We start from the raw sequence: 25,925 nt of genomic DNA on the forward strand, positions 1-25,925 counted from the left end.
AGGCCGCGCGCCGGGCCTCAGGGCGCGAGGATCGCCTCGACCAGTTCGGACCAGTTCTCCCCCGCACCCTCCCGCGTCACCTCGGCGAACCGTTCCCCGCCGAGGTGCGCGCGTGCGTCCCGCTCGATCCGCGCCGCGTCCGGGTGGGCGTGGTCCGGCAGTCCCCGCACGCTGACGCTGGCCGCGAGGAGCCGCGCCGCCTCCTCGTGCCGGCCCCGGCGGAGCGCGAGGTCCGCGACCCCGACGAGTACCTGGGCGGTCGTCGGCGCGTACCCCACCTCGGACGCCGCCCGCCACGCGGCCACCCGCCGGGTACGGGCCTCGTGGAGGTCGTCGGCCAGGTAGCCGAGCACGTCGTGGATGCCGGCGCGGATGTTCGCCTGCTCCGCGTCGGTACCCAGCAGGGCGGTCGCGATGCCGACCTGGCGCCGGGCCTCCGCGACGTCGCCGCCCCACCGGGCGAGTTCACCCTTCGCGAGCGCCAGTTCGACCAGCGCGTGCGGCCAGGTGACCCCCTCGGCGCAGCGGGCGGCCTCCGCGATGGCGGCGGCGCTCGCGTCCCGGTCGCCGTGCAGCCAGTACATCAGGGCCTGCTGGGTCCGCAGCCGGATGACGTCCTCGACGGCGCCGACCTCGGAGACGACGGCGACCGCCTGCTCGTAGTACTCGCACGCGCCGGCGTGGTCGCCGCGCAGCGCGAGCTGGTCGGCGAGCTGGTTCAGGGCCAGCGAGATCCCGAACCGTTCGCCGAGCGCCCGGAACTCCGCCAGCGCGGCCCGCAGGTGGGCCTCCGTCTCCGGGCCGCCCTGGCCGTTCATGAACGCCATCTTGCCGACCTGCATCCGGGCCAGGGCGCGCACCCAGGGGTCCTCGCTGTCCAGCAGCTCCGTGAACGCCGGCACCGCCTCCTCCGGCGCCCGGAGCATCCGTTCGAGCGGGACCACCAGCCCGAGCAGGGGGTTGTGGTGCCGGCTCTGCTCACTGAACCGGTACGCCTTGTGGATCCACTCCGCGCCCAGGTGCTCGTCGCCCCGCCCGGAGGTCACGAAGAGCACCACGATCCCGTACGCCATGGCCCGGACCTCGTCCGTCACGTCCCCGGGTACGTTCGTGGCCGCGATCAGCAGCTCGATGCCCTCGGCCCGGCGCCCACCCAGCCACCAGTACCAGCCGGCGGCCGCCGCGAGCCGCATCGCCGCCTGCGCGTCCCCGGCCGCGACCGCCCCCCGCAGCGCGGCGCTGATGTTGTCGTGGTCGGCTTCGAGCGTGGCGAGCCAGCCCAGCTGACCGGCGCGGCGCAGCTCTGGCTCCGCGGTCTCGGCGAGTTCGGTGAAGTACGCGAGATGCGCCCGGCGGGCCAGGTCCGGCTCCCCGGCCTCGGCGAGCCGGTCCGCCGCGTACTCCCTGATGGTGCTGAGCATCCGGTACCGCGGAACACCGTCGCCTTCGGTGACCAGCAGGGACTTCTCGGCCAGCGAGGTGAGCAGCTCCAGCACCTGGTCGCGCTCGACGACCTCCCCGGCGCAGACCCGCTCGGCTGCCTCCAGGCCCGCCCCGCCCGAGAACACGGAGAGCCGGCGCAGGACCGTCCGCTCGGCGTCGGTGAGCAGTTCCCAGCTCCAGTCGACCACCGCGCGCAACGTCCGGTGCCGGGGCAGTGCGATCCGGCTGCCGCTGGTCAGCAGGCGGAACCGGTCGTCGAGCCGGTGGGCGAGCTGGTCGACGGTCATGGTGCGCAGCCGGGCGGCGGCCAGTTCGATCGCCAGCGGCATGCCGTCCAGCGCGCGGCAGATCCGGACCATCGTCGCCAGGGTGTGGTCGTCGACCCCGAGATCCTTGCGCACCACCCCGGCCCGGTCCCGCAGCAGCCGGACCGCCGGCGAGGACGCGAACTCGGCGGGGCTGGCGTCGGCGGGCACCGCCAGCGGCTCGACCTGCCACAGCGCCTCACCGGTGATGCCGAGCGGTTCCCTGCTCGTCGCCAGGATCCGCAGCTGCCGGCACTCCCCGAGCACCCGGTCGGCGAACCGGGCCGCCGCCTCGATCACGTGCTCGCAGTTGTCCAGGATCAGCAGCGCCTCCCGGTCCCGGATCGCCGCGATCAGCCCGTCCACCGGATCCGCGTTCGGGGCCGCGCCGAGCAGGGTGTCCCGGAGACCGAGCCCGGCGAGCACCGCCTGCGCCACGTCACCGTCGGTACCGATGGCCGCCAGTTCCACCAGCCACGCACCGCCGGGTAGTGCGTCGAGCAGCGTGCCCGCCGTCTCCGTGGCCAGCCTGGTCTTGCCCGAGCCGCCCGGCCCGATCAGGGTGGTGAGCCGGTGTCCGGCGATGAGTTCGCGGACGGCCGCGACGTCCCCCTCCTTGCCTACGAAGCTGGTCAGCTCGGCACGCAGGTTGGTCCTCCGGTTCTCCTCGCGCCGGCCCAGCTCGCCCCGCAGCAGCGCGACGTGCACGGCGGACAACTCGGCCGAGGGGTCGACACCCAGCGCGTCGGCCAGCGCCGCTCTCGTGCGTTCGTACACGAGGAGCGCCTCGCTGTCGCGGCCGGCCGCGGCGAGGGAACGCATCAGCGCGGCGACCAGTCGTTCGCGCACCGGATGGGCGTTCACCAGGTCGGTCAGCTCCGCGACCAGCCCGGGGCCGGCCTCCGCGTCGAACCGGTCCTCCAGGGCCGCCAGGCGCAGCCCCTCCAGGCGGGCGGCCGCCGCGTCGAAGGCCGCGCTGTCCTGCAGGCCGACGTCCTGCATGGCGGTGCCGCGCCACAGGGCGAGGGCGTCGCGCAGGATCCGGACCCGCCCCGGGCCCTCCTCGTCGCGGGCCCGACCGAGGAGGCGTTCGAACCGCACGGCGTCGACGGCGTCGGGGGCCACCGTCAGCCGGTAGCCGCCGGTCTGGCCCTCGATCAGGCCGTCCGGGAGGGTCTTCCGGAGCCGGGAGACCAGGCGTTGCAGGGCGTTCGCCGCGTCGGTGGGCGGGTGCTCACCCCAGATCCAGTCGATGAGGGTCGCCTTCTGGACCACGTGCCCCGGGTGCAGCGCGAGGGCGATCAGGAGGGCGCGCAGTCGGGCGCCCGGCACGTCGGCGGGGACGCCGTCGTCCGTGCGGGCGTCGAACGGTCCCAGGATCCCGATGCGCATCCGGGTGATTCTGCCACGGGGGGCGGGTGGGGTCCGGGGGGCTGCGGGGGCGGTGTTCAGGGGGCCGTGGGGCCGCTCCCGGTGACGGGGTAACGGCTGTCGTGTTCGCCGTGGTAGACGACGACGACCAGGTAGTGGGCCGGTTCGGCGTGCGGGTTGCGGTAGGTGTGCGCCCGGTCGGCCCGCAGGGACAGCGTGTCGCCGGCCCCGACCTCGAACACCGCCGGTCCGATCTCCACGGTGACCGCGCCGGAGATCCCGTGCAGGAACTCGCGGGTACCTGCGGGATGCCCGCTCGCGTCGGGGATCTCCGCCCCGGCCGCGAGCCGGTGTTCCCAGACCTCGTGCCGGCCGTCCGCGAGCAGCAGGGCCGCGCCGTGCGGGTAGGTCACCGCGTCCGCCCGCCGGGCGAGGTGGCCGAGCTGGGGCGGCAGCACGACGAGGTCGCTGACCGGGATGTCGAGCGCGACGCACAGGTGCGCGAGGGTCGCCACGCTCGGGTTGGTCCGGGCCGCCTCGATCTGGTGGATCATGCCCCGGCTGACCCCGCTCCGCCGGGCCAGTTCGTCCAGGGTCCAGCCTCGGTGCGCGCGGGCCGCCCGGAGGTTGACGGCGAGGGTGCGGGCCAGGTCATCCATGCCACTATCTTGCTATGGACTTCCGTTATCCGGTGACGCAGGCTCGGGGTATGAAGATCATCCCCGCCGAAGCCGTGCTGTTCGACCTGGACGGCGTGCTGGTCGACTCCCTGGCGCTGATCGAGCGGATCCTCCGCGCCTGGGCGGTCAGCCGGGGCCTGGACGCCGACGCCGCGGTCGCCCTCTCCCGCGGCCGGCGCGACCTCGACCTGGTCACCCTCCTCGCCCCGCACCTCGACCCCGTCGCCGAGACCCGGCGGATCGTGGCCGCCGAGGAGGCCGACCTCACCGGGCTGCGGGCCGTGCCGGGCGCCGCCGGGCTGCTCGCCGCGCTGCCCGCGCACCGCTGGGCCGTGGTCACCTCCGGCACCCGGCTCGTCGCGACCGGCCGGCTCCGGGCCGTCGGCCTGCCCCTGCCCACGGTGCTGGTGGCCGCGGAGGACACGGGCGAGGGCAAACCCGATCCCGAGGGGTACCTCGCGGCGGCGGCCGCCCTCGGCGTACCCCCCGAGCGGTGTGTCGTCGTGGAGGACGCCCCGGCGGGGCTGGCCGCCGCACGCGGGGCCGGCATGGCCCGGATCGGCCTCGGCGCGGCGGTCCGGGCGCAGCGCGCGGAGCTGGACGCGTGGGTACCGGACCTGCGTCCCGTCCGGGCGACGGTCACCGCGACCGGGGTGACGCTGAGCCTGCCGCCGGCCGGGCCCGGTGACTGACCGCCCCCGCGCCCGGGTCAGGCGGCGAACCCGCCGTCCACGGCGATCGCCGCGCCGGTGATGTAGCGGCCGCCCGCGCCCGCGAGGTGGGCCACGGTCGCGGCGACATCGGACGCCTGGCCGAAGCGGCCGAGCGCCGTGAAGTCCCGCTGCAGATCGGCGCCCGGACCGTCGGAGGGGTTCATGTCGGTGTCGGTGGGCCCGGGGTTGACCAGGTTGGCGGTGATGCCCCGCGGGCCCAGTTCCCGGGCGAGCGCCTTCGTCATGCCGATCAGGGCGGTCTTGCTCGTCGCGTACAGGGAACCGCCGGCGAACGCGGAGCGCTCGGCCATGCAGCTGCCGATGTTGATGATCCGCCCGCCGTCGACCATGTGCCGGACCACTGCCTGCGCGGCGACGTACGGGGCCCGGACGTTGACGTTCAGCACCCGGTCGATGTCCTCCAGGGACAGTTCCTCCACCGGGCCGAGCACTCCGATCCCGGCGTTGTTGACCAGGATGTCGAGCCGGCCGAACTCGGCGGCGGCCTGGTCCACCGCGTCGCGGACCGCCGCCGGGTCGGCGCTGTCCGCCCGGACGGCCCAGGCGCGGCGGCCCAGGGCCTTGACCTGTTCCACCACCGCCTCCGCGCGCCGGGCACTGTGCTGATACGTCAGCGCGACGTCAGCTCCGTCCTCGGCCAGCCGGAGCACGACCGCCTCGCCGATGCCCCTGCTCCCGCCGGTCACGAACGCGACCCTGCCCTCGAGTACCCAGCTCATGTTCGCTCTTTTCCATGGTGTGTGCGCGGTCCTGTCCATGTTCGCCGGGTCCGGCCGGAGTGTCTGGCGCCATTCGGACGTCGCGTCGGGCACGCGTCGGCTGTCCGGCCACCGGGCTCGGGTCGGGGCACACACCGGTCGTTCAGCTGTGGTCGGGCGGCCGGGGGCCCCGGTACGGCAGGGTCTGGCTGTAGACGACGTTGGTGGTGGTGCTGCCGAACCGGGCCAGCTCGTTCATCAGCTGTTCGAGGTGGGACATCGAGGTGGCCGCCACCTTCAGCGTGTAGCAGTCGTCCCCTGTGGTCCGCAGGCACTCGAGGATCTCGGAGCGCTCGGCGAGGAGCTGGTGCAGCGGCTGGTGCTGACTGCCGGGGTACTTCAGGCGGACGACGGCCAGCACCGGGTAGCCGGCCCTGGTCAGGTCCACCGCCGCGTGGTACCCCGTGATCACGCCGGTGGCCTCGAGCCGGCGCAGGCGCTCGGTGGTGGCGGAGGCGCCGAGGTTCACCCGTCGGGCCAGCTCGGTGAGGGTGATCCGGCCGTCGCGTTGCACCTCGCCCAGGATCGCCCAGTCGGTCGGATCGAGAATCTCGGCCATCCGGGGAGAGTACCGGGGAATCCCCTGCCGAGCGCCTCCGATGGCGGGAGCATCCCATTCCCCGCCTTGATCAGCGGGGATAGTCTGTGCACGTGCAGATTGGTGTGAACGTCCCCAACTTCGGCCCCGGTACGGACCCTGGCGTGCTGCGGAGCTGGGCGCAGACCGTGGAGGGTCTGGGCTTCGACCTGTTGATGGTGTCCGACCACGTGGCGATCACCCCGGACGTGGCGGCGCAGTACCCGGCCCCGTTCTATGAGCCGTTCACCACCCTCAGCTGGTTGGCGGGGATCACCCACCGGGTCCGGTTGGGCACCACGGTGCTGCTCATGCCGTACCGGCACCCGTTGCTCGTCGCCCGGATGGCCGCGAACCTCCACCAGCTCAGCGGCGGCCGACTGGTGCTCGGGGTGGGGGTCGGCTGGGCCCGGCAGGAGTTCGAGGCGCTGGGCGTGCGGTTCGACCGGCGGGGGCGGTTGACCGACGAGCACCTGCGGGCGCTCCGGGCCGCCTGGGCCGACGAGGCCGACTACGGGGCCGGGCGGATCCCGATCTGGATCGGCGGCAACAGCGACGCCGCCCTGCGCCGTACCGTCCGGCTCGGCGACGCGTGGCATCCGCTGCGGTTCACCCTCGACTGGTTCCGGACCGCCGTGGACCGATTGCGGGCCGTCGCCGCCGAGGAGGGGCTGCCGGTGCCGGCCCTGGCACCCCGGATCCAGCTGCGACTGACCGACACGCCCGTGACCGGGCCCGATCGGGGGGCGGGCGAGGGCACGATCGAACAGGTCGCCGACGACCTGGCGCGGCTGCGTGGACTCGGCGCCGGGACCGTCGTGCTCGACCCGTACCAGGGTGACCCGGCGGAGACGCTCCGGCCCGAGGCGGCGTGGCGGATGCTCGCGGCCGTGGCCGCCCACCGCGAACCGGCCACACCGACCGCACCGACCGCACCGACCGCTCAGCCCGCCACCGCCTGAACCGAACACCGTCGGAGCGCCCGCTCCCACGGACCCGAACCGACCGCGAAGGAACACTCATGACCCCCGACGATGAACGCCTGCTCCGCAGGGCACTCGAACTCGCCGCCGCGGCGCGCGCCACCGGCGACGGGCCGTTCGCGTCGCTCCTGGTGGGCCCGGACGGCCGGGTACTCATCGAGGCCCACAACACCGTGACGGCCGACAACGACATCACCGCGCACCCCGAACTGAAACTGGCCCTGTGGGCCTCGCGCGAACTCGACCCGGACACCGCGGCCGGCACCACCATGTACACCAGCTGCCAGCCGTGCGGCATGTGCCAGGGCGCGATCGAGCGTTCCGGCCTCGGCCGGGTGGTGTTCGCGCTGTCCACCGACCAGCTCACGGCGCTGAAGCCGCCGGCACCGCCGTCGGCCCTGCGCGTCGAGGGCCCGGCCCTGCCGGACGAGGCGCGGGCCCCGCTGACCGGCTACTACGTCTGAACCCTGGCCGCCGCCCGCTCAGCGCAGGAAGGAACCCGCACCGCCGCCCGCTCAGCGCACGAAGGAACCCGCACCGCCGCCCGCTCAGCGCACGAAGGAACCCGCACCGCCGCCCGCTCAGCGCACGAGGGAACCCGCACCGCCGCCCGCTCAGCGCACGAAGGAACCCGGACGGGCATGCCGGGCGCCGCGAACCCCTGTCACGGGCGGCGTCCCGGGCGCTGGGCGGCGGCGCGCGTGTCCGGTATTCGCACGACTCCCAGCCGGCCCCGGAACCGGGAAAAATGGAGCCCCCGAGCGAAAGGGCACCCGACACCGTGCGCACCCTCAGCCAGTACGACCGTCACCGTCTGATCCAGTCCCATCAGCGTCTGAAGATCTCGTTGCTGGTCACGCTGCCGGTGATCATCGTGGTGTTCGTCCTGTTGGTCGCCTCCGGCGTCTCGTTCCCGCTCCCGCTGGGCGGAGCCATCGGGGTCGGCATCGGGCTCCTGCTGCTCGTCCCGCAGCGACGCCTGGTGGCGGAACTCGGGCTCAGCAACACCGAGGCGAAGGCGATCATCACCGCCGAGCTCGAACGCCGTGGTGGCCTCGCAGCCCTGGGCCCTGCGGAACGCGCCCGGCGCGAGTCGCTGCGGGCCCGGATCTGCGCGGTCGCCGGCGCGGTCCTGGTGGTGGGGTTCCTCGTCGCGGCGTACCACCTCTTCACCAAGGCCGGCCAGACCGTCGAGGAGGACGCGCCGACGGACCCCTGGTTGCTCGTCAGCTTCTTCGGGAGCTTCGCGACCCTGGTCGGCGGGCCGTCCCTGCTGGTCCGGGCCGCCCAGCACCGGCGCGCGGCGGAGTCCTGGAAGGCGAAGCCCGCCCCTGGGAACTGAACGGCCGGGAGGGCGGCACCGGATGGCACCGCCCTCCGACGGGCGTCAGCTACAGGTGAGGGTGCCGGCGCGCAGGGCGTGGCCGCCGTCGTTGGAGTCGTCGGCCCAGAGCACCGGCTTGCGGCCGTTCACGCAGGCCGTCGGGGAGATGGCGAACCCCTCGTTGTTGTAGTCCGGCATGCCGGTGGGCCGGTCGTACGTGGCCGTGACGGCGAACCTGCCCTGGGCGTTGATGGCCAGCGTCGCGGACCGGCCCTGGCAGGTGTCGTCGCAGCTGGCCCACAGCCGGCCGGTGCCGGGCTCGAACTCGAGTTCCATCACGGCCGGGAAACCGCTGGTGACGGTGGCGACCCGGGCGTAGGTCCCGCCGGCCTGGAGGGCGTAGGCGTAGACCGTGCCGTTGGCCTCGGCGCCGACGAGGAACAGGCCGGTGCCGTGACCGGGGTACGAGCCGGGCTGGTAGGCGGCACCCGTGCGCTCGTCGAGGAACCCGTTCGCGGTGAGGTACGCGTCCGGGACGAACGCGATGCCCTCGGGCCCGCTGTTGGGCGCCATCGACGGCAGGTCGGCGGTGAGGTTCCACTCGGCGGCCGCGTTGAGCGTGCCCGCACCCGACGCGGTGTCGTAGCGCAGCACCTTCACGAGGCTCACGTCGCTGTTGCCGTTGTCGCGCTCGGTGACCACGAACGTGCCGTCGGGGGTGACCGTGACCCCCTCGGCGTCGGGTTCTCCGCCGCCGTTGGCGTACCGCAGGGTCTTGCCCGAGCCCCAGCCGCCGGCCGGGTCGGGTCGCCAGTTCGCGCCGTCCGGGACGAGCCGGTAGATCATGCTGGGCCCGTTCTTCACCGCCCAGAGCACGCCGGAGTCCTGGAAGGACAGCCCGCTGAGGTTGGTACCGAACACGTTCGACCCGTCGGCGACGGTGACCGCCGCGTCCCCGGGCCAGGTGGTGCCGGGAGTGGAGCCACACGCGTTCGCCGCGCCCTTGGTGGCCGGGGCGGTGCTGGTGAACGCGCCGGTCCCGTCGGCGCAGCGACCGTAGGTGGCGGCGGCGTGCGCGGTCCAGGTGTAGGTGTCCACCAGGGTGCTGCCACCGGGCTTGTAGAGCCGGGCGGAGTCCGCGCTGCCCAGGCCGAACGACGCCTCCACGTCCAGCGCGAGGAAGCCGCCGACCGGCAGCGTCGTACCCGTCGGGATCGTGAAGGCGTGGCTGTTGTCGTTGTCCTTGACGACCCAGCCGGACAGGTTCGCCGCGGCGGTGCCGGTGTTGACCAGCTCCACCCAGTCACCCGGGGAGCCGCCGTTGGACTCGACCTCGTTGATCCGGACCACCGCGGTGCCGCCGGGGCAGGCGTTGGCCGCGCCCCTCGTCGACGCCGTGGTGGTGGTGAACGCCCCGGTGCCGTCGGCACAGCGGCCGTAGGTGGTGCTGGCGTGCGCGGTCCAGGTGTAGGTGTCCACGAGGGTGCTGCCGCCGGGCTGGTACAGCCGCGCGGAGTCGGCGCTGCCGAGCCCGAACACCGTCTCGACATCGACGGCCCGGTAGCCGCCGGCCGCGATGGTGGTGCCCGTCGCGATCGTGAGGGTGTGGCTGTTGTCGTTGTCCCTGAGGACCCAGCCGGACACGTCGACGGCCGTGCTGCCCGTGTTGACCAGCTCCACCCAGTCGCCCGGCGAGCCGCCGTTGGACTCGACCTCGTTGATCCGCACGGACGCGGCCTGCGCCTTCGCCGCCGCGGGAGTCCCGGTCAGGCCGAGCGCGGCGACGGACAGGACGACAACAGCCAAACCCAAAGATCTATGCCGATGTGTACGCATGGAGCCGGTCCTCTTCTCGGGGGTCACGGGCGGGGGCGGCGCGCCCCGGGACAGCCTCCGGCACACCGACGACAACCACGTGAACACGCGGCGAACGGTCCACACAACACACAGTCCGCTGGGCGGAAGGCTTCCGCGGCCGACGCGCCGCGCCCGCCCGGCCTGGTCGGCGGGGCGGGCGGGGCGGGCGCGGCGGGTGCGCTACTCCTCGCCGGGCCAGGTGCCGGCGACCTTCTCGAAGCCCTTCGCGCCGCCCCGGTCGACGGCGGCCTTCACCACACCGAAGATCGCGCCCTGGACAGCGGCGGCGACGAGCACCTCGGTCCAGCCGTGCCGGCGGTCGGTGGCCTCCGGGGCGCTGTCGGAACCCGAGACCAGCCGCCACACCTGCTTGAACACCAGTCCCGCGACCGCGCCCGCGGCGAGGCTGCCGAGGAGGCCGACCGGCTTGTACAGCAGGGTGCCCTTCGTCATCGCATCTTCTTCAGGTACGCGGCGATCCGCTGGTCCATCCGCCGGTTGGTCCGCCTGCGCCGGACGCCGGCCACGACCAGGACCAGGGCCAAAACGGCCCCGGCTGCGGCGCGGACCCGGTTGTCGGCGGCGGCGGCCCGCACGTGCGGGGCCCACTCGCGCACCTGACCGGTGACGGCCTCCGCGAGCCGGGTGGCGGCGTTCTCGTCGCCGGGCTCGGCGAAGGATTCGGAGAGCTGGTCGCGGGCGGTGGAGAGATCGCCCGCCTCCGTCGGGGACGCGGCGGTGACCGACGGGCTCGCGTCCGCCGGACTCGTGGTGATTGGGGCCGTGGCCATGGGAGGTTCCTCCTGCGCTGGTGTACGTGGCGGCCGCACCCTTCGCGGCTCCCGGCCACATACCCGGCGACGGCGTCCCCTAACCGGAATCGCGCCCGACCATGTCCCGTTCCCAGCCCCGGCGGCCCGGCCGGACCGCGCGAACGGACCGAGTCCGCTCGCCTCGCCCCTGCTCGCCCCGGACCTGCGCGGGCTCCCGCCGGCCCTGGTCGTCACCGCCGAACACGATCCGCTCCGTGCCGTGGCGGCGTTGCGGGGGTGGTTCGGGGCTGACGCCTAGGCCGTGGGGCCGTGTTCGACGAGGTGGGCCAGCCGGCGCAGCGCCTCGCGGTTGCGGCCCTCCAGCGCCCCGTCGTTGATCTTGTTGCGCAGCCCGCGGAGCGCGCCGCCGGTGAACTCCTCCTCCAGCACCACCCGGGTCCGGCCGTCCGGATCGGGTACCAGGGTGATCGTGACCGTGAGCTCCCCCAGCGGCCACACCCGCGGGCACATGACCATGCGGTGCGGCGGTTCGCAGGAGACCATCGTCGTCGTGCCGGGCGCCGCCACCGGCCACGGCCCCACGGTGACGTGCAGCCTGCTCCCGGCGGCCGGCCAGGTCTCGTCCACCTGGCGGATGTGGTCGGTGCCCACGACCCAGGCGCTGTAGGACCAGCCGTCCGCCAGTACCGCGAACACCTGTTCCGGGGTGGCGCTGATGGTGCGTTCCGTCCGCGACACGCGGGCCTCCCCTCGGGACGGGAACCCGTGCGGCGTACGGTTCCCCGCCCGTCACGATAGGCCAGGACCGGACCCGGAGTTCCCCGGCCCGGGACCCGCGCCGGGTCAGGGGCGGACGTCGGTCAGGTGCGCGAAGACGATCACATTGTCCAGGTACTCCTGGCGCCGGCGGTCGAACTGGCCCCCGCAGGTGACGAGCCGCAGCGCCGGTACCGGCGAGGAACCGTAGACCCGGTCGGTGGGGAACCGGGCCTTGGCGAACCGTTCCACCGAGTCGACCGTGAACCGGCCCCGGCTGCCGTCCGCGCGGCTGATCTCGATCGGCGCGCCGGCGGTGAGCCGGGTGAGGTAGAAGAACACGGCGACCTTGCTCTTGGAGTCGACGTGGCCGAGGATCACGGCCGGGCCGGGTTCGCCGGGGGTGGGGCCGAACCGGTACCAGGCGGCGCGGTTGGCCCGCTCGTACGGCGGGGTCTCGATCCGGCCGTCGCGGGTCAGGCCGACGGTGTCGATGAAGGCCTCCAGCCGGATCGCCGGGATGGCCAGCTTCACCGGCGCGGAGCGGGGCATGACCGGCCCCGTCCACGCCGGCGGTCGCTGCACGAGCCGGGCGGCGGCGGGCGGGTCGGGTTCGCGCACCGCGAGCGGTGGCGGCGTCGGAGGCCCGGTCGGCCCGGCGAGGCGCCAGGCACCCCAGCCGAGCAGTCCCAGGGACGCCGCCCCGATCGTCCGCCCGACGGTGCGCCGGTCAGGCACCCTCGCGGCGACGGGCGATGATCAGCCCCGCGCCGACCCCGAGCAGGCCCAGCGTGACGGCGGCGGCGGTCACCACGGGCGAGTTCAGGCTGCCCCCGCCACCCGTGCCGGCCGCGCCGCTCGGGGCGGGACGGGCGGAGGTCGACGGTCCGGCGGACGTGGAGGTGGACGGCCGGGGCGACGGGGACGGCGAGGGCCCGCCGGTCGACTTGCAGGTGTGGGTCACGTTGAACTTCATCGACTCGCCCTCGCCGGTGACGATGGCGCTGGCGGCCTCGAGGGTGGTGCCGGCCGGTACCTGGATGAAGGCTTTGGAGGTCGCCGGCGACGGTGCCGAGATCGTGCCGTCGGGCGGGATGTTGTAGGTGACGCCGCTGAACGTCAGGCTCAGGCTGACGAAGTCGCGCGGCTGGTCGGTCAGCACGAACACCCAGCCGTCCAGTGTGGGGCTCGCGCCGCCCTGGAAGTCCCCGCAGTTCTGCTCGAACGCACCGGCCTGGGTGCCGAGGTGCGCCGGGTTGATCGCGGCGGTGGTGTTCGCCCACGCGGGCGCGGCGGACAGCATGCCGACCAGCGCGCCGAGCCCGAGGCCGACGGCCCCCGCCACAACCCGGTTTCTCGCCCTGACGTGAACCATGGCACCCCCAAAGTCATGTCGCATATCTGACATAAGGTATGGGGTCACCCGCACGATCGAGGACGACACGCCGATAGAAAGTCCATTTAAGTGGATTTTACGGAATTGGCAATATGAGCGTGTTTCGCCGTTAGCATGGCGCGAAGTGCGCCCTTTGATAGCTACATCATTTCAGGAGTTATTCGTGCAACGAGTACATACCCGGAGTATCCAGGTCGCCGTGATCCTCGGCGCCCTGCTGTTGACCGGCCTGGTCGGCCTGGTGGCGATGCCGACCACCGCGAAGGCGGACATCGCCATCCCGATCAACCCCGGGAACGTTCCCGCCACGGCCGAGGGTTTCGACCCGCACTCCTGCGACAACATCCCCGGCGGGGCGAGCCCCACACTGGACGGCTGGGTGTTCGTGCTCCCGGGCAACGACTCGGAGTTCGTCTCGCTCACGCTGACGTTCCAGAAGCCGGACCTGTCCGTCGTGGTGCTGACCATCCCCACCGACGGCGGCGGCATCAGCGGCGGGCCCGGCACCTCCAAGGCGTACATCCAGACCGAGCCGGGGTGGACGCTCACCGCCGGCACCGCGACCATCACGGGTAACGCCCCGCCGCCGGGCGGGAACTTCAACCTGACGCACACCTGCCCGACGACGGGCGGGCCGACGCCGAGCCCGTCGCCGATGCCTTCGATGTCGCCGTCGCCGAGCCCGTCACCGTCGCCGAGCGCGTCACCGTCCGCCAGCGCGTCGCCGTCGGCCTCCCCGTCCGCGCCGGTGCCGTCGGTGAGCCCGTCGACTCCCCCGCCGTCGTCCGACCTCCCGGTGACCGGTGTCGGCGTCATGGCCATCGTGTCCGTCGCCGCGGCGCTGATCGCCAGCGGTGTCGCCCTGCGCACCGTGCGGCGCCGACGCCCGGACTCCGGCACGGCCGGGTAACGGAAAAGGGTGCCCGGGACGTGTCCCGGGCACCCTTCGCGGGCCCCGTCACCGGTCACCGGCGGCGGGGCCTCTCCCGTTAGTTGACGCTGACCGCGGACCAGGCCGCCGCGACCCGGGTGTACTCGACACTCGACGCGCCGTACAGGTCCCGGGCGGCGCTGAGCGTGGCCGTGCGGGCGCCCGCGTACGAGGTGCGCGACGTCATGTAGACCGTGAGCGCCCGGTACCAGATGGCCCCGGCCTTGGCGTTGCCGATGCCCGTGACCGTCGAGCCGTCGCACGTCGGGCTGTCGCCCCACTGCGAGGCGCCCGAACCGGCGGCGAGCAGGTAGAAGAAGTGGTTGCCCACGCCGGACGAGTAGTGCACGTCGAGCCGCCCGACGTTCTTCGACCAGCAGTCGGCCGACTTCCCGTCCCGGGACGGCTTGTCCATGTAGCGCAGCGGAGTGCCGTTGGTGCGGATCTCCTCACCGACCATGTAGTCGGCCGGGTCGGTCGGGTTGTTGGCGTAGAACTCGACCAGGGTGCCGAAGATGTCCGAGGTCGACTCGTTCAGGCCGCCGGACTCGCCGCTGTAGCGCAGGCCCGCCGTCTCGGAGGTGACGCCGTGGCTCATCTCGTGGCCGGCCACGTCGAGCGAGGTCAGCGGGGACCAGCCCTGGGACAGGTCGCCGTCGCCGTAGGTCATGCAGAAGCACTGGTCGGACCAGAACGCGTTGACGTAGTTGGTGCCGTAGTGCATCCGGCTGTAGGCGGCGACGCCGTCGTTGCGGATCCCGAGGCGGCTGTGCACGTTCTTGTAGTAGTCCCAGGTCATCGCCGCGCCGTAGTGGCCGTCCACGCCGATGGTGCCCCGGTTGCCCAGGGTGCCGTCGCCGAAGACGTTGTTCGCCGCGGAGAAGAGGGTGCCGGTGCCGGTGGTGGCCCCGTTGAGGTCATAGGTCTTCCCGCCGCCGCGGGTGGCGTCGTTGAGCTGGTAGGTGCCGCCGGTCAGGGTGGTGCCGACAGCGACATCCCCCACGTGGTACCCGTGGCCGGTGCCCTCGGCCATGACCGTGTCCCAGCCGTCGAGCACGTCACCGGTGTGCGCGTCCACGACGACGTGGTACGCGCTCGGCGTCTGGTCGGCCCGGAGCCCGCCGACGACGACCTCGTAGGCGAGCCGGGTCACGCCGTTGTCCGCGAACACGACCAGCTGCTGGCCGTCGACGTTCTTCACGGCCGCCGGGGACGCGGCCAGCGCCCGGCCGCCCGCGTCGGCCGCCGACAGGCCCGCCTTCGTGGACAGCTTCGGCGCGGCCGTCAGGGTCTGGCTGACGCCCCGCCAGCCGCCCCGGCTGTCGGAGTGCACTACGAGGTCGCCGCCGACGACGGGCAGGCCCTTGTAGTACCGGTGCAGCCGGGTGTGGGTCGTCCCGTCGGCGTCGGTGGCGACGTTGCGGACCCCGAAGGTCTGGTCCGCGTCGGCGCTGGCCTCGCCGCCGTGCGCGCGGAGCTGGCCGATCGCGGCGAGGGCCCGGTCGGACCCGGGTGGGGTGGGCTGAGCGGTGGCGGGCACCGCGGCGGCCAGGAGGCCCGCCGTGGTGACCACGCCGAGGAGGGCGATGGAACGACGCATGCGAAGTCCTGTCTGCGAGAGGTGGCACCGGACTGCCGCCCGGTCCCCAGCTATCGCGGGATCCCGCCCAGGCGTTGCGTCCCTTAAGGAAAACTTATTGTCAGAGATCGATAAGGACGCAAGTTCTTGAGCAGAACCCTGACAAACACAGTGGTTTTCCGGGTACTGCGGGGCTACGGCCGGCGCGCGTCCACCATGGCCGAGGCCGCACCGGTCCGGTGCATCCGGTGCCAGCGCAACCGCGCGCCGAGCACGGCGGTGACCACGGACTGGATGACGACGAGGTACATCAGCTGGCGGTAGACGACCTGCTGGAGGGGCAGCACCCACAGGGATACCCGGGGTTCGCGGTCGAGGTGCAGGGCGTAGCCGGCCGTGCCGAGCTGGAGGACGACGAGGCCGCCGAACACGAGCGCGGTCTCCACCGGGTCACCGAACATCAGGCCGTAGACGCTGTAGACGTCCACCGCCGGGGCGAGCAGCGGGAGGACGAGCTGGAAGAGGACCAGGTAGCCGATGCCCCGCCGGCCCAGCTTGCCCGCCTGGCCGCGTTCGACCAGGGCCCGGCGGTGCTTCCACATCGCCTGCAGGGTGCCGTAGCACCAGCGGTAGCGTTGCCGCCACAGTTGGCGCAGGGTGGCGGGGACCTCCGTCCAGGCGCGGGCGTCCTCGACGTGCACGACGCGCCAGCCGGCCCGGCAGACCGCCATCGTCAGGTCGGTGTCCTCGGCCAGGGTGGCGTCGGAGACCCCGCCGACGTCGGTGAGCACCTCGCGGCGGAACGCGCCGATCGCGCCCGGCACGGTCGGCATGCACTGGGCGAGGTCGAACATCCGCCGGTCGAGGTTGAACCCGATCACGTACTCCAGGTGCTGCCAGCGCCCCAGGATCCCCTGCCGGTTGGCGACCTTCGTGTTGCCGCTGACCGCCCCCACCCTTGGGTCGGCGAACGGCTGTACCAGTCTCGTGATGGTCGTCGGCTCGAACACGGTGTCCCCGTCCACCATGACGACCAGGTCGTGGCGGGCGTGGCGCAGCCCGGTGTTCAACGCGGCCGGCTTGCCGGCGTTGGCCTGGCGCACCACGAGGACCCCGGGCAGTCCGAGGGCCTCGACGATGTCGGCCGTCCCGTCGGAGGAACCGTCGTCCACGACGATGACCTCGACCTCCGGATGGTCCGTGTCGAGCAGCGAACGGACGGTGGCCGCGATGTTGGCGGACTCGTTGTGCGCGGGCACCAGCACGGACACCGGCGACCACACCACGGCCCGCGCCCCGGAACGCAGCGCCGCCTTGTCGCGGCGGATCCGGCGGCGGTGGGCCTCCGCGCACCAGATCTGCACCAGCAGCCGGGCCACCGACAGGACCACGGCGACCGTGAGGAACGCGCTGAGCGCCCCGGCGAGCACGTCCGCGATCCGTTGGGCGGTCCGCAGCGCGGTGCCGGAGGCCTTCGCGGCGGCGGGGGCCGGCTGGGCCACGGGGGCCGGATCGCCGAGGCCGGCGGAGACGGTCGTGGCGCGGTACCCCTGCTGGGCCAGCACCGGCAGCAGGAGGTCGAGCGCGGCCACCGTCTGGGACCGGTCGCCGCCCGCGTCGTGCAGCAGCACCACCGCGCCCGCCCCGGGCCGGCGCGGGGTGGCCGCCGCGACGATCGCCGCCGTCCCCGGTCGCGACCAGTCCCGGGTGTCGAGGTCGGCGAGCACCGTCACGTAGCCAGCGGCCCCGGCGTCGCGCACCACCCGCCAGCCGGACCCGTCCACGGCGGTGGGCGTCGAGGAGTACGGCGGCCGGAACAGCGCCGTGCGGGTACCCGTGGCCCCGGCGATCGCGCTCTGGGTCAGCGACAGTTCCAGGTCCGCGCGCACGTCCGGGGCCGACCCGAGATCGGTGTGGGTGTAGGTGTGCACGCCCAGCTCGTGGCCCTCGGCGAGGATCCGGCGGACCAGCCCGGGATGCTCGTTCACCCGGGTGCCGACCACGAAGAACGTCGCGTGCGCCCCGTGCCGGCGCAGCGCGTCCAGGATCCGCGGCGTCCACACCGGATCCGGCCCGTCGTCGAACGTCAACGCGATCGTCCGCTCTGGCATCCCCCGCGAGCGCGGCCCGCCGGCGTCCAGCCGGATCACCGGCCCGCCGGCGGTCACCTGGGCCGGCACCTCTCCGGTCGCCCCGCGCCGCGCCCCGGTGCCGCCGCCCGGGTCGTGGGTGTAGCCGTGCAGGGTCAGCAGGGCCAGCAGCAGGACCATGCCGAGCAGGAGGAGTACCCAGTGCGCGCGCGGCGTCGGCGGTGTCCGGGGCGCGCCGTGCCGGGCGGTCACGGCCTGCCGCGCGACGGCTTGGGGCTGGGCACGTGCCGGTTGTCGCTGCCCGGGTTGGTCGTCGGGACCGCCGTGGGCGTGGGCGCGCCGCTCACCGTGGGACGCGGGGCCCTCGTGCCGGGCGGGGTGACCACCGGCCGGGCCGTACCCGGCTTCGGGGTGGGTCGGGGGTTGCCCGGGGTCGTCGGGGGCTGTCCGGTGCGGGCCGGCTCGGCGCCCGGCCAGCCGGGGAGCGGCACCGGCGACGCGCCCAACAGGCCGGCCACGAGGAGCGCCGTCAGCACGACCAGCCCGCCGCCGAGGACCAGGCCCAGGATCCGGACCGGGCCGCGCCGCCGGCCGGAGGGGTCGACGAAGACCGGGCTGTCGCCGTCACCGTCGGTGGGTGCGGGGGCGCGCCGGCGCGGGGAGGCGGTGGGGGGTGCGGCCATGGCCGGCACATCATCGCGGCCCCGGAAACGCCCGGTCAACGCGGAAAGGGGCGGAATGAATCACACGTTCGCGGTGTAACGGATGGCCGTTCGGATCGATGCGCGAAAACCCGGTAACGCCCGGGTGGCGGCCGGCGATGGAGTGGGCGTTCAACTCTGTCCGGAGGTCAGCAATGCGCGCTCGAGGAATGTTCTCCCTGCTCACCCTGGGGGTGGCCGTCGTCGTGGGGCTGGCGGCCCCGGCCCACGCCGACACGACGATCCCGATCCACGCCAGCCAGGTACCGACGACGGCGGCCGGGTTCGCGACCCACTCGTGCGACAACATCCCGGGCGGGGCCAGCGGCACGCTCGACGGCTGGGTGTTCGTCCTACCGGGCAACGACGGGGCGTTCACGTCGGTGACCGCGTTGTTCACCCGGCCCGACGCCACGACGACCGCGATCACCGTCGGTGCCGACCACATCCTGTCCAACGGCGCCAGCAAGGCCTGGATCCAGACGGGCCCGGGCTGGACGCTCACGGCGGCGACCGCGACGATCACGGGCAGCGCGCCGCAGGGGTACTTCAACCTAACCCACGCCTGCCCGACGACCGGCGGCAGCACCCCGACCCCCACGCCGAGCGCGACGAGGACCGCGACACCGACGCCCACGGCGACGAGGACGGCGGGGCCCAGCGCGAGCCCCTCCGCCACGGCGACCCCCACGGGCGGCACGTCGACCCCGACGCCGACCCCGACCGTCGTGTCCTCCGGTGGCGGGGGCGGTGACCTGCCCGTGACCGGTTTCGCCGTGACCGGCCTGATCGCGCTCGGCGGGGCCGCCGTCGCCACCGGGATCGCACTGCGGACGATGCGCCAGCGCCGACGGTTCACGGCCGAGTAGTCCCGCTCGCCGCCGGGCCCCTGGTCAGGGGCTCGGCGGCGCGTCACGCCCGGGCTGACCGGCCAGGTCCGGCGCACGACCCGACCGGCCGGGCATCGCACCCGGACTCGCCGGTGCGCCCCCGGGTCAGCCCGGTCGGTGGGTGTTCGGCGGGGTGCCCGGGCCCTTGGTGTGGTCGCTCTTGCCCCCGCCGTGCTCGGGCGGCTCGGGCGTCGGCTTGCGCTTGTCCCCGGACTTGTCGGTCGGCCCGGCTCCCCCACTCGGCGGCGCGCCGGTCGGTACGACGAGGGGCAGGGTCGGGTCCGCCGAGGACGCCGGGTCCGCTCCGAGCCGCGCGCGCAGGGCCGTGAGCCGACCGGACAGCCGGCGGGCCGCCTCCTCGGAGCCGACCCTTTCGAGTTCCGCCTCGGCCTCGGCCAGATGCCGGCGCGCGTCCTGTACCCGGCCCGCCGCCAGGTCCTGGTCCGCTGTCGTCAACGACCGGTCGGCGGCCTGCTCGGCGAGGACGGACTCGGCCCGGTCCCCGTACGCCAGCCGGGTGACCGGCCACAGCACACTGCCGGGCCGCGCGTCGCCCGCCGCGGCGGTGACCACGGCCGCGCCCGCCACGAGCACCAGCCCGGCCGCCACGGCCACCAGGAGCCGACGGCGCCGGGGCGGCGCGGGGCGCAACACGACCAGCGTGCCCTCCGCCGGGCCCGGGGCGTCCGCGTCGGCCCGCCACTCCGCCAGGGCCAGGAACAGCAGGTCGTCCGTCGCCGGCCGCTCGCCCCGCCCGATCGCGTCCAGCGTGGAGTCGGTGGAGTTCAGGTCCTCAAACGCGTTCACTGCCCCACCTCGTCTCCACCATCGTCCGCAGCCTCGCCAGCGCCCGGTGCTGGGCCACCCGCACCGCGCCCGCCGTCATGCCCAGCACCGCCCCGGCCTCCTCCGCCGACAGCCCCACCGCCACCCGCAGCAGCACGATCTCGCGCTGCTGCGGCGTCAGCTCCTCCAACAGCCCCGTCAACTGCCGGGACAGGTCCGCCACGATCGCCTGGTTCTCCGGGCCGGCGTCGGGGTCCGGCCGCTCGGGGACCGTCTCCACCGGGGCGAACGCGCGGGCGCGCTGCGCGGCCCGGTGCGCGTCGGACACCTTGTGGCCGGCGATCCCGAACACGAACGCCGCGAACGGGCGCCCCTGGTCCCGGTACCGGGGCAGGGCACTGATCACCGCGAGGCACACCTCCTGAGCCACATCGTCGGCGGTCACGAACCCGCCGCCGATCTGTCCGAGCCGGGCCCGGCAGTAGCGCACGATCATCGGCCGCAACCGGGTCAACAGATCAGACATTGCGACCGAATCACCAGCGGCGGCACGTTTCGCCAGGTCAGCGAACTCGTCCTCCCCCACCATCGCCGCCACCTCCTCCACCGTTACGCCCGGGACCCGTCGCACCGTAGCCAATGCTCGCGGTACCCGCAAAGGGGCTGGTCCGCGTTCTTGACCCTCCCGCCGTGGGAGGGTGCAGGCTGGAACCCGTGACCGACGAACTCGTACCCATCGGAGGCTTCGCCCGGCTCTGCCGGCTGAGCGTGAAACAGCTGCGGCACTACGACCGCCTGGGCCTGCTCTCCCCCGCCCTGGTCGACCCGGACACCGGGTACCGCTACTACCGCCCCGACCAGGCCCGCGACGCCCTCGTGATCGGCCTGCTCCGCTCGCTGGACGTGCCGCTGGCCGCGATCGGTCAGGTGCTGGCCGGCGCTGCCACCGAGGCCCTGGGCCGGGTCCGCGACGACCTGGAGTCGGAGCTGGCCCGGCGGCGGCGCGGCCTGGCCACCCTGGAACGGGTGCTCGCCGACGGGCTGCCCACCCCGACGGTGACCGTGGTGACGGAACCCACCCATCGGGTCCTGCTCGCCCGCGACGTCGCCGACGGCCCCGACGACATCGCCCGGGTGACCTCGTCGTGCGTGGCCCGCCTGCTGCCCGGCCTCGACGGGCCGCCCCGCCTGATCGGCCTGTTCCCGCTGGACGTGGAGGACCGGATCCCGGTGGCGGTGGCCGCTGTGCGCGCCGACGGGGCGGACCTGCTGCCGGGCGGCACGTTCGCCTGCGCCACCCACGTCGGCCCGTACGACCAGATCACCCTCACCGGGCACGCCCTGCTGTCCTGGTGCGCCGCGCGCGGCCACCCGCCGACCGGCCCGCTCCGGGAGGTCTACGTCTCCGATCCGGCGACGACCGCACCGGAGCAGCTGGTCACCCATCTCATGGTCCCGTTGGAGGAACCGTCATGACGTCCGCCGTCGCCAAGGTCGACCTGGTCCGCTCCGACCGCGACTACTTCACCGCCAGCGCGTCGCCCGAGGTGCGCGAGTTCGGCACCTGCCACTACGCCGCGGTCGACGGCGTGGGCGCGCCGGGCGGCCCCGAGTACGTCGCGGCGCTCGAAGCCCTCTACCCGGCGGCGTACGGCGCGAAGAAGCGGGCAAAGGCGGCCGGCCGGGACTTCACCGTGTCCAAACTGGAGGGCCTGTGGTGGGTCGAGTCCGACGGGCCGCCCCTGGAGGTGCCGCGCGAGGAGTGGCACTGGACCCTGCTGATCCGGCTGCCGGAGTTCGTCACGCCCGACCTGGTGACCGGCGGGGCCCGGTTCCTGCGGCTCACCGAGGGGCGGGCGGTGCAGGTGCTGCACACCGGGCCGTTCGCGACCGAGCCGGAGACCCTGGCCCGGATGGAGGAGTTCATCGCCGCGCACGGGCTGGGGTACGCCGGGCGGCACCATGAGATCTACCTGACCGATCCGCGCCGGACCGCACCGGAGAGGCAGCGGACCATCCTCCGCCAGCCGGTGCGGGCCGCCACGGAATGAGCCGGGGCGGGGCCTGAGAAACCAGACCCCGCGACGGGTACTCCGGGGGTGCGCCCCCGGAGTACCCGTCCGTCACCCGCTCGTGAGGACGACGAGCCGCTGCGTCGCCCGGGTCATCGCGACGTACCGGTCGACGGCCCCCTCGATGCCGGTGCCGAACTCCTCCGGATCGACGAGGACGACCAGGTCGAACTCGAGCCCCTTCGACAGCTCCGGCGTCAGGGACAGGACCCGCGCCGTCGCCGGGAACGTGGGATCGCCGATGACGCAGGCCGTCCCGTCGGCGTGCTCACCGAGCCAGTTCTCCAAGATCGCGTCCAGCTCCGACACCGACCCGTGCAGGACGGGAACGTCGCCGGTGCGGATGGACGTCGGCACGTTGGCGTCCGGGAGCACGGCCCGGATGACCGGCTCGGCCTCGGCCATGATCTGGGCCGGCGTCCGGTAGTTGACGCTCAGGGCGGCCATGGTGACCCGGTCGATCCCGACCCGGTCGAGCCGCTCCCGCCACGACTCGGTGAAGCCGTGCCGGGCCTGGGCGCGGTCCCCGACGATGGTGAAGCTCCGCGACGGGCAGCGCAGCAGCAGCATCTGCCACTCCGCGTCGGTTAGTTCCTGGGCCTCGTCCACCACGATGTGCGCGAACGGTCCCGCGAGCTCGTCGAGTCCGGTGCGCACCGGCACGTCCTCGTCGACCAGGGCGGCCTGCACGTCCCGCCGCAGGTTCACCATCGGCTCGCGGCTGTCCTCGGAGGTGAGCAGGTCGTCGACGACCTTGCGCATCCGCTCGCGTTCGGCGGCGGCCCCAGCCGCCCGGCGGCGCTGGCGCTCCGCCTCCTCCGGGTCGCCGAGCCGCTGCCGGGCCGCGTCCAGGAACGGCAGATCGGACACCGTCCAGGCCCGGGCGTCCGCGCGCCGCAGCGTCCGGACGTCCTCGGCGGTGAGCCAGGGGGCGCACCGGCGCAGGTAGGCGGGGACCGTCCACAGGTCCCCGACGAGGTCGGCCGCCTCCAGGAGCGGCCACGCCCGGTTGAAGGCCGCGCGCAGTTCCCGGTTCCGGACCAGCGACGCGCGGAGCAGGTCGGGCGCCGCCTCGCCGTCGTGCCGGTCCATCAGGATCGTGAGCAGTTCCTCCCAGATCTGGTCGCGCGCCTCGTTGTGCGGGGTACCGGGATCCGGCGCCGCGAACGCCTCCGCCCAGTCGGCGGCCGTCAGCCGGATGTCGGACCAGTCGGTGCCGACGGTCATCGGGGCGGTGGGCGGCTCCTCGTAGAACCGGGCGGCGGCCTCGATCACGTCCAGCACGTTCGCCGTGGACTTCAGGCGGGCCACCTCCGGGTCGGTCTCCGCGACCGCCGTGCCGCCCTCGGTCACGAGGTCGCGCAGGGTGCAGGTCCGCACGCCCTCCTCGCCGAGGCTGGGCAGCACGTCGGCGACGTAGGCCAGGTACGGCTCGTGCGGGCCGACGAACAGCACGCCGCCCCGGCGGTGGTCGAGGCGCGGGTCGGAGTAGAGCAGGTAGGCGGTGCGGTGCAGGGCGACGACCGTCTTGCCGGTACCGGGGCCGCCGTCGACGACGAGGGCGCCGCCGGAACCCGCGCGGACGATGGCGTCCTGGTCGGCCTGGATGGTGCCGAGCACGTCGCGCATCCGTTCCGACCGGTGGGCGCCCAGGCTGGCGATGAAGGCGGACTGGTCGTCGAGCGCGGCGGCGTGCCCGGTGAACCCGTCCGGGGTGAACACCTCGTCCCAGTAGTCGGTGATCCGGCCGCGGGTCCACCGGTACCGGCGGCGGCTCGTCAGGCCCGTGGGGTTGGCGTGGGTCGCGCCGAAGAACGGTTCCGCCGCGGGCGAGCGCCAGTCGAGCAGCAGCCGGCGGCCGTCGCTGTCGGTGAGGCCGAGCCGGCCGATGTAGACCGGTTCCTCCTCGCCCTCCCGGACGATGTGCCCGAGGCACAGGTCGGCACCGAAGCGACGGAGGGTACGCAGCCGGGCCGTCAGCCGGTGGATCTCCAGGTCCCGGTCCATCGCGGCCTGCCCCTCGCCGCCGGGCGCCTTCCGGGCGGCGTCGAGACGGTCCGACAGGTCGGCGATCGACTGTTCGAGGCTCTCGGCGATGGCCGCGAAGTGCCGCTCGTCGCCGGCGGTGAGTGCCGGGTCGGCCTTGGCCGCGAGGTGGTCGGGGAGGTCGAACACGCTGGTCGTCATGGGATGCACGTCATCAGCTCCGATCTGGGGTTTCCTGTGTTCGGTGCGGCCGGGTGCGCGGCTCAGTGGGGTGCCTCCGTCGCTTCCCGCGCGGCGCGCTCGTCGCCGGTGAGGGTGGACAGCGGCTTCTCCCGGATGAAGACGACCGCGAGCACGGCGAGGACCGCGATCGGCACGGCCAGCAGGAACAGTTCCGAGGTGGCCGTGCCGTAGATGGCGCGGATGGCGGCGAGGTCCGGCGCGGACAGGGTGGCCAGGTCGGGGACCTTGGCGCTGCCGCCCCCGGTGGCCTCGGCGCCGAAGTGCCCGACGACGAGCGAGGTGACCCGGTTGGTGAGCACCGCGCCCAGCGCGCTCACCCCGATGGCGCCGCCCATGCTGCGGAAGAACGTGACCGTGGAGGTGGCCGCGCCCAGCTCGGCGGCCGGTACGTCGTTCTGCGCGGCGAGCACGAGGTTCTGCATGAGCATGCCGACCCCGATCCCGAGCACCATCATGTACCCGCCCAGCAGCACCACGTCGGTCCCCGGGTCGATGGTGCCGAGCAGCGCGAACCCGGCCGTCATCACGAGCGCGCCGACGACCAGGTACGGCTTCCACCGCCCGTACCTCGTGATCAGGTTTCCCGCGACCGTGGAGGACACCAGCAGGCCGGCGATCATCGGCAGGCTCATCAGTCCGGCGACCGTCGGGGACTTCCCGAGCGCCACCTGGAAGTACTGCGACAGGAACACCGTGCCGCCGAACATCGCGACGCCGACCAGCGTGCTGGCCACCACGGCCAGGGTGACCGTGCGGTTGCGGAAGATCCGCAGGGGGATGATCGGCTCGGCGGCCCGCGACTCGGTCCACACCGCGAGGGCGAGCAGCAGCACCCCGCCGGACACGAACGCCGCGGTCTGCCAGGAGCCCCAGGCGAAGTGCCGACCGGCCAGGCTGGACCAGACCAGCAGCGCGCACACCCCGGCCGTGAGCAGGAGCGCGCCCAGCCAGTCGATCCGCACGGACCGGCGGACCACCGGCAGGTGCAGGGTGCGTTGCAGCAGCGCGACCGCCGCCACCGTGAACGGGACGCCGATGAAGAAGCACCAGCGCCAGCCCAGCCACGACGTGTCCACCAGCACGCCGCCGATCAGCGGACCGGCGATGGTGGCCACGCCGAACACGGCTCCGAACACGCCGGAGTAGCGGCCCAGCTCGCGCGGCGGGATCATCGCGGCCATCACGATCATCGCGAGCGCGCCCACGCCGCCGGCTCCCACGCCCTGCGCGACCCGGCTGACCAGCAGCAGCGTGACGTTCGGGGCGAAGCCGGCGATCAGCGAACCGACCACGAACAGGCCCAGCGACAACTGGATCAGCAGCTTCTTGCTGTACAGGTCGGCCATCTTGCCCCACAGCGGCAGCGTCGCCGTCATCGACAGCAGCTCGATGGTGACCACCCAGGTGTAGACCGACTGGGTGCCGCCGAGGTCGGCGATGATCCGCGGCAGCGCGTTGGACACGATCGTCGAGGCGAGGATGGTGACGAAGATGCCGAGCATGATGCCGGACAGCGCCTGGACCACCTCCGCGTGCGACATCCTGGCGGGCGCCCCGGCATCGTCCTTGGTGGCCACGGGTAGTTCGTCCGGCACGGTCGGATGGGGTTGAACAGACAACAAGTTCTCCTTTTTGGTACTGGTGGGCCGCACTACGCTCCCCCTGAAATGCTGCGGAATCTGACCCAGGC

The 25,925-nt window shown here is 73.7% G+C and carries 25 protein-coding genes and 1 pseudogene; 9 read left to right on the plus strand and 17 right to left on the minus strand.

Features of this window, described 5'->3' with window-relative positions; translation table 11 throughout:
* Positions 1–17: 17 nt before the first annotated feature.
* Positions 18–3,140 carry a BTAD domain-containing putative transcriptional regulator gene (locus PT931_RS09915; RefSeq protein WP_456245410.1) on the minus strand — a complete coding sequence of 1,041 codons (3,123 nt, stop codon included), beginning with the start codon at positions 3,138–3,140 and terminating at the stop codon, positions 18–20.
* 56 nt (positions 3,141–3,196) lie between these two features.
* On the minus strand, positions 3,197–3,778 hold the full coding sequence (locus PT931_RS09920; RefSeq protein WP_456245411.1) for a helix-turn-helix domain-containing protein: 582 nt from the start codon (positions 3,776–3,778) through the stop codon (positions 3,197–3,199).
* Between the two features lie 50 nt (positions 3,779–3,828).
* On the opposite strand from PT931_RS09920, the gene PT931_RS09925 reads away from it, so the two are divergent.
* The gene (locus tag PT931_RS09925) at positions 3,829–4,491 is read left to right on the plus strand and encodes an HAD-IA family hydrolase (RefSeq protein WP_456245412.1); all 663 of its coding nucleotides are present in this window, start codon (positions 3,829–3,831) and stop codon (positions 4,489–4,491) included.
* Positions 4,492–4,508: 17 nt separating this feature from the next.
* Here the strand turns inward: PT931_RS09925 and PT931_RS09930 are convergent, their stop codons facing one another.
* Both PT931_RS09930 and PT931_RS09935 read right to left on the minus strand, forming a co-directional pair.
* The gene (locus PT931_RS09930) at positions 4,509–5,252 is read right to left on the minus strand and encodes a 3-oxoacyl-ACP reductase family protein (protein WP_456245413.1); all 744 of its coding nucleotides are present in this window, start codon (positions 5,250–5,252) and stop codon (positions 4,509–4,511) included.
* 142 nt (positions 5,253–5,394) lie between these two features.
* A complete protein-coding gene (locus PT931_RS09935; RefSeq protein ID WP_456245414.1) occupies positions 5,395–5,850 on the minus strand; it encodes an Lrp/AsnC family transcriptional regulator in 456 nt (151 codons plus the stop codon).
* 92 nt (positions 5,851–5,942) lie between these two features.
* Between PT931_RS09935 and PT931_RS09940 the strand changes: the two genes are divergently transcribed.
* From PT931_RS09940 to PT931_RS09950, 3 genes are all read left to right on the plus strand, one after another.
* Positions 5,943–6,830, plus strand: coding sequence for an LLM class flavin-dependent oxidoreductase (locus tag PT931_RS09940; protein ID WP_456245415.1), 888 nt, complete (start codon positions 5,943–5,945; stop codon positions 6,828–6,830).
* A gap of 59 nt (positions 6,831–6,889) precedes the next feature.
* Positions 6,890–7,315 (plus strand): nucleoside deaminase, encoded by a 426-nt coding sequence (locus PT931_RS09945; protein WP_456245416.1) that lies wholly within the window; start codon positions 6,890–6,892, stop codon positions 7,313–7,315.
* A 317-nt stretch (positions 7,316–7,632) separates the two neighbouring features.
* Entirely contained in the window at positions 7,633–8,193 is a 561-nt protein-coding gene (locus tag PT931_RS09950) for a hypothetical protein (RefSeq protein ID WP_456245417.1), read from the plus strand.
* Positions 8,194–8,238: 45 nt separating this feature from the next.
* Here PT931_RS09950 and PT931_RS09955 read toward each other — a convergent pair whose 3' ends face one another.
* The 3 genes from PT931_RS09955 to PT931_RS09965 form a co-directional block, all read right to left on the minus strand.
* Complete coding sequence (locus PT931_RS09955; protein WP_456245418.1) at positions 8,239–9,981, minus strand: lamin tail domain-containing protein; 1,743 nt, start codon at positions 9,979–9,981, stop codon at positions 8,239–8,241.
* Positions 9,982–10,212: 231 nt separating this feature from the next.
* Complete coding sequence (locus tag PT931_RS09960) at positions 10,213–10,485, minus strand: DUF4235 domain-containing protein (RefSeq protein ID WP_456245419.1); 273 nt, start codon at positions 10,483–10,485, stop codon at positions 10,213–10,215.
* Positions 10,482–10,823, minus strand: a complete 342-nt coding sequence (locus PT931_RS09965) for a hypothetical protein (protein ID WP_456245420.1) — start codon at positions 10,821–10,823, stop codon at positions 10,482–10,484. The genes PT931_RS09960 and PT931_RS09965 overlap by 4 nt, the downstream gene beginning before the upstream one ends.
* A 151-nt stretch (positions 10,824–10,974) precedes the next feature.
* Between PT931_RS09965 and PT931_RS09970 the strand changes: the two are divergent.
* Positions 10,975–11,064: pseudogene (locus PT931_RS09970) on the plus strand (alpha/beta hydrolase fold domain-containing protein); the annotation flags it as partial.
* A 35-nt stretch (positions 11,065–11,099) separates the two neighbouring features.
* On the opposite strand, the gene PT931_RS09975 reads toward PT931_RS09970, so the two are convergent.
* From PT931_RS09975 to PT931_RS09985, 3 genes are all read right to left on the minus strand, one after another.
* Positions 11,100–11,543: an SRPBCC family protein gene (locus PT931_RS09975; RefSeq protein ID WP_456245421.1), complete on the minus strand. Its 444-nt coding sequence runs from the start codon at positions 11,541–11,543 to the stop codon at positions 11,100–11,102.
* A 105-nt stretch (positions 11,544–11,648) separates the two neighbouring features.
* Positions 11,649–12,299, minus strand: a complete 651-nt coding sequence (locus tag PT931_RS09980) for a class F sortase (RefSeq protein ID WP_456245422.1) — start codon at positions 12,297–12,299, stop codon at positions 11,649–11,651.
* Positions 12,292–12,906, minus strand: coding sequence for a hypothetical protein (locus PT931_RS09985; RefSeq protein WP_456245423.1), 615 nt, complete (start codon positions 12,904–12,906; stop codon positions 12,292–12,294). The genes PT931_RS09980 and PT931_RS09985 overlap by 8 nt, the downstream gene beginning before the upstream one ends.
* A 214-nt stretch (positions 12,907–13,120) precedes the next feature.
* Here PT931_RS09985 and PT931_RS09990 point away from each other — a divergent pair, with 214 nt between their 5' ends.
* The gene (locus PT931_RS09990; protein ID WP_456245424.1) at positions 13,121–13,867 is read left to right on the plus strand and encodes a hypothetical protein; all 747 of its coding nucleotides are present in this window, start codon (positions 13,121–13,123) and stop codon (positions 13,865–13,867) included.
* Positions 13,868–13,946: 79 nt separating this feature from the next.
* Here PT931_RS09990 and PT931_RS09995 read toward each other — a convergent pair whose 3' ends face one another.
* The 3 genes from PT931_RS09995 to PT931_RS10005 form a co-directional block, all read right to left on the minus strand.
* Positions 13,947–15,488, minus strand: coding sequence for a M4 family metallopeptidase (locus PT931_RS09995; RefSeq protein WP_456245425.1), 1,542 nt, complete (start codon positions 15,486–15,488; stop codon positions 13,947–13,949).
* A gap of 173 nt (positions 15,489–15,661) precedes the next feature.
* Entirely contained in the window at positions 15,662–17,809 is a 2,148-nt protein-coding gene (locus PT931_RS10000) for a bifunctional polysaccharide deacetylase/glycosyltransferase family 2 protein (protein ID WP_456245426.1), read from the minus strand.
* Positions 17,806–18,240, minus strand: a complete 435-nt coding sequence (locus tag PT931_RS10005; RefSeq protein ID WP_456245427.1) for a hypothetical protein — start codon at positions 18,238–18,240, stop codon at positions 17,806–17,808. Before PT931_RS10005 ends, PT931_RS10000 begins: the two co-directional genes overlap by 4 nt.
* Before the next feature lie 173 nt (positions 18,241–18,413).
* On the opposite strand from PT931_RS10005, the gene PT931_RS10010 reads away from it, so the two are divergent.
* Positions 18,414–19,127 (plus strand): hypothetical protein, encoded by a 714-nt coding sequence (locus PT931_RS10010; RefSeq protein ID WP_456245428.1) that lies wholly within the window; start codon positions 18,414–18,416, stop codon positions 19,125–19,127.
* A gap of 126 nt (positions 19,128–19,253) precedes the next feature.
* On the opposite strand, the gene PT931_RS10015 is transcribed toward PT931_RS10010, so the two are convergent.
* Together PT931_RS10015 and shbA are read right to left on the minus strand one after the other, a co-directional pair.
* Positions 19,254–19,955, minus strand: coding sequence for a hypothetical protein (locus tag PT931_RS10015; protein ID WP_456245429.1), 702 nt, complete (start codon positions 19,953–19,955; stop codon positions 19,254–19,256).
* Positions 19,942–20,523, minus strand: coding sequence for an RNA polymerase sigma factor ShbA (gene shbA / locus PT931_RS10020; protein ID WP_456245430.1), 582 nt, complete (start codon positions 20,521–20,523; stop codon positions 19,942–19,944). Before shbA ends, PT931_RS10015 begins: the two co-directional genes overlap by 14 nt.
* Positions 20,524–20,648: 125 nt before the next feature.
* Here shbA and PT931_RS10025 point away from each other — a divergent pair, with 125 nt between their 5' ends.
* The gene (locus PT931_RS10025) at positions 20,649–21,410 is read left to right on the plus strand and encodes a MerR family transcriptional regulator (RefSeq protein ID WP_456245431.1); all 762 of its coding nucleotides are present in this window, start codon (positions 20,649–20,651) and stop codon (positions 21,408–21,410) included.
* On the plus strand, positions 21,407–21,985 hold the full coding sequence (locus tag PT931_RS10030; protein ID WP_456245432.1) for a GyrI-like domain-containing protein: 579 nt from the start codon (positions 21,407–21,409) through the stop codon (positions 21,983–21,985). The genes PT931_RS10025 and PT931_RS10030 overlap by 4 nt, the downstream gene beginning before the upstream one ends.
* A gap of 72 nt (positions 21,986–22,057) precedes the next feature.
* Here the strand turns inward: PT931_RS10030 and helR are convergent, their stop codons facing one another.
* Complete coding sequence (gene helR, locus PT931_RS10035) at positions 22,058–24,193, minus strand: RNA polymerase recycling motor ATPase HelR (RefSeq protein WP_456245433.1); 2,136 nt, start codon at positions 24,191–24,193, stop codon at positions 22,058–22,060.
* A gap of 62 nt (positions 24,194–24,255) precedes the next feature.
* Complete coding sequence (locus PT931_RS10040) at positions 24,256–25,776, minus strand: MFS transporter (RefSeq protein WP_456245467.1); 1,521 nt, start codon at positions 25,774–25,776, stop codon at positions 24,256–24,258.
* Between the last annotated feature and the right edge of the window lie 149 nt (positions 25,777–25,925).

The organism is Longispora urticae, assembly GCF_053902585.1.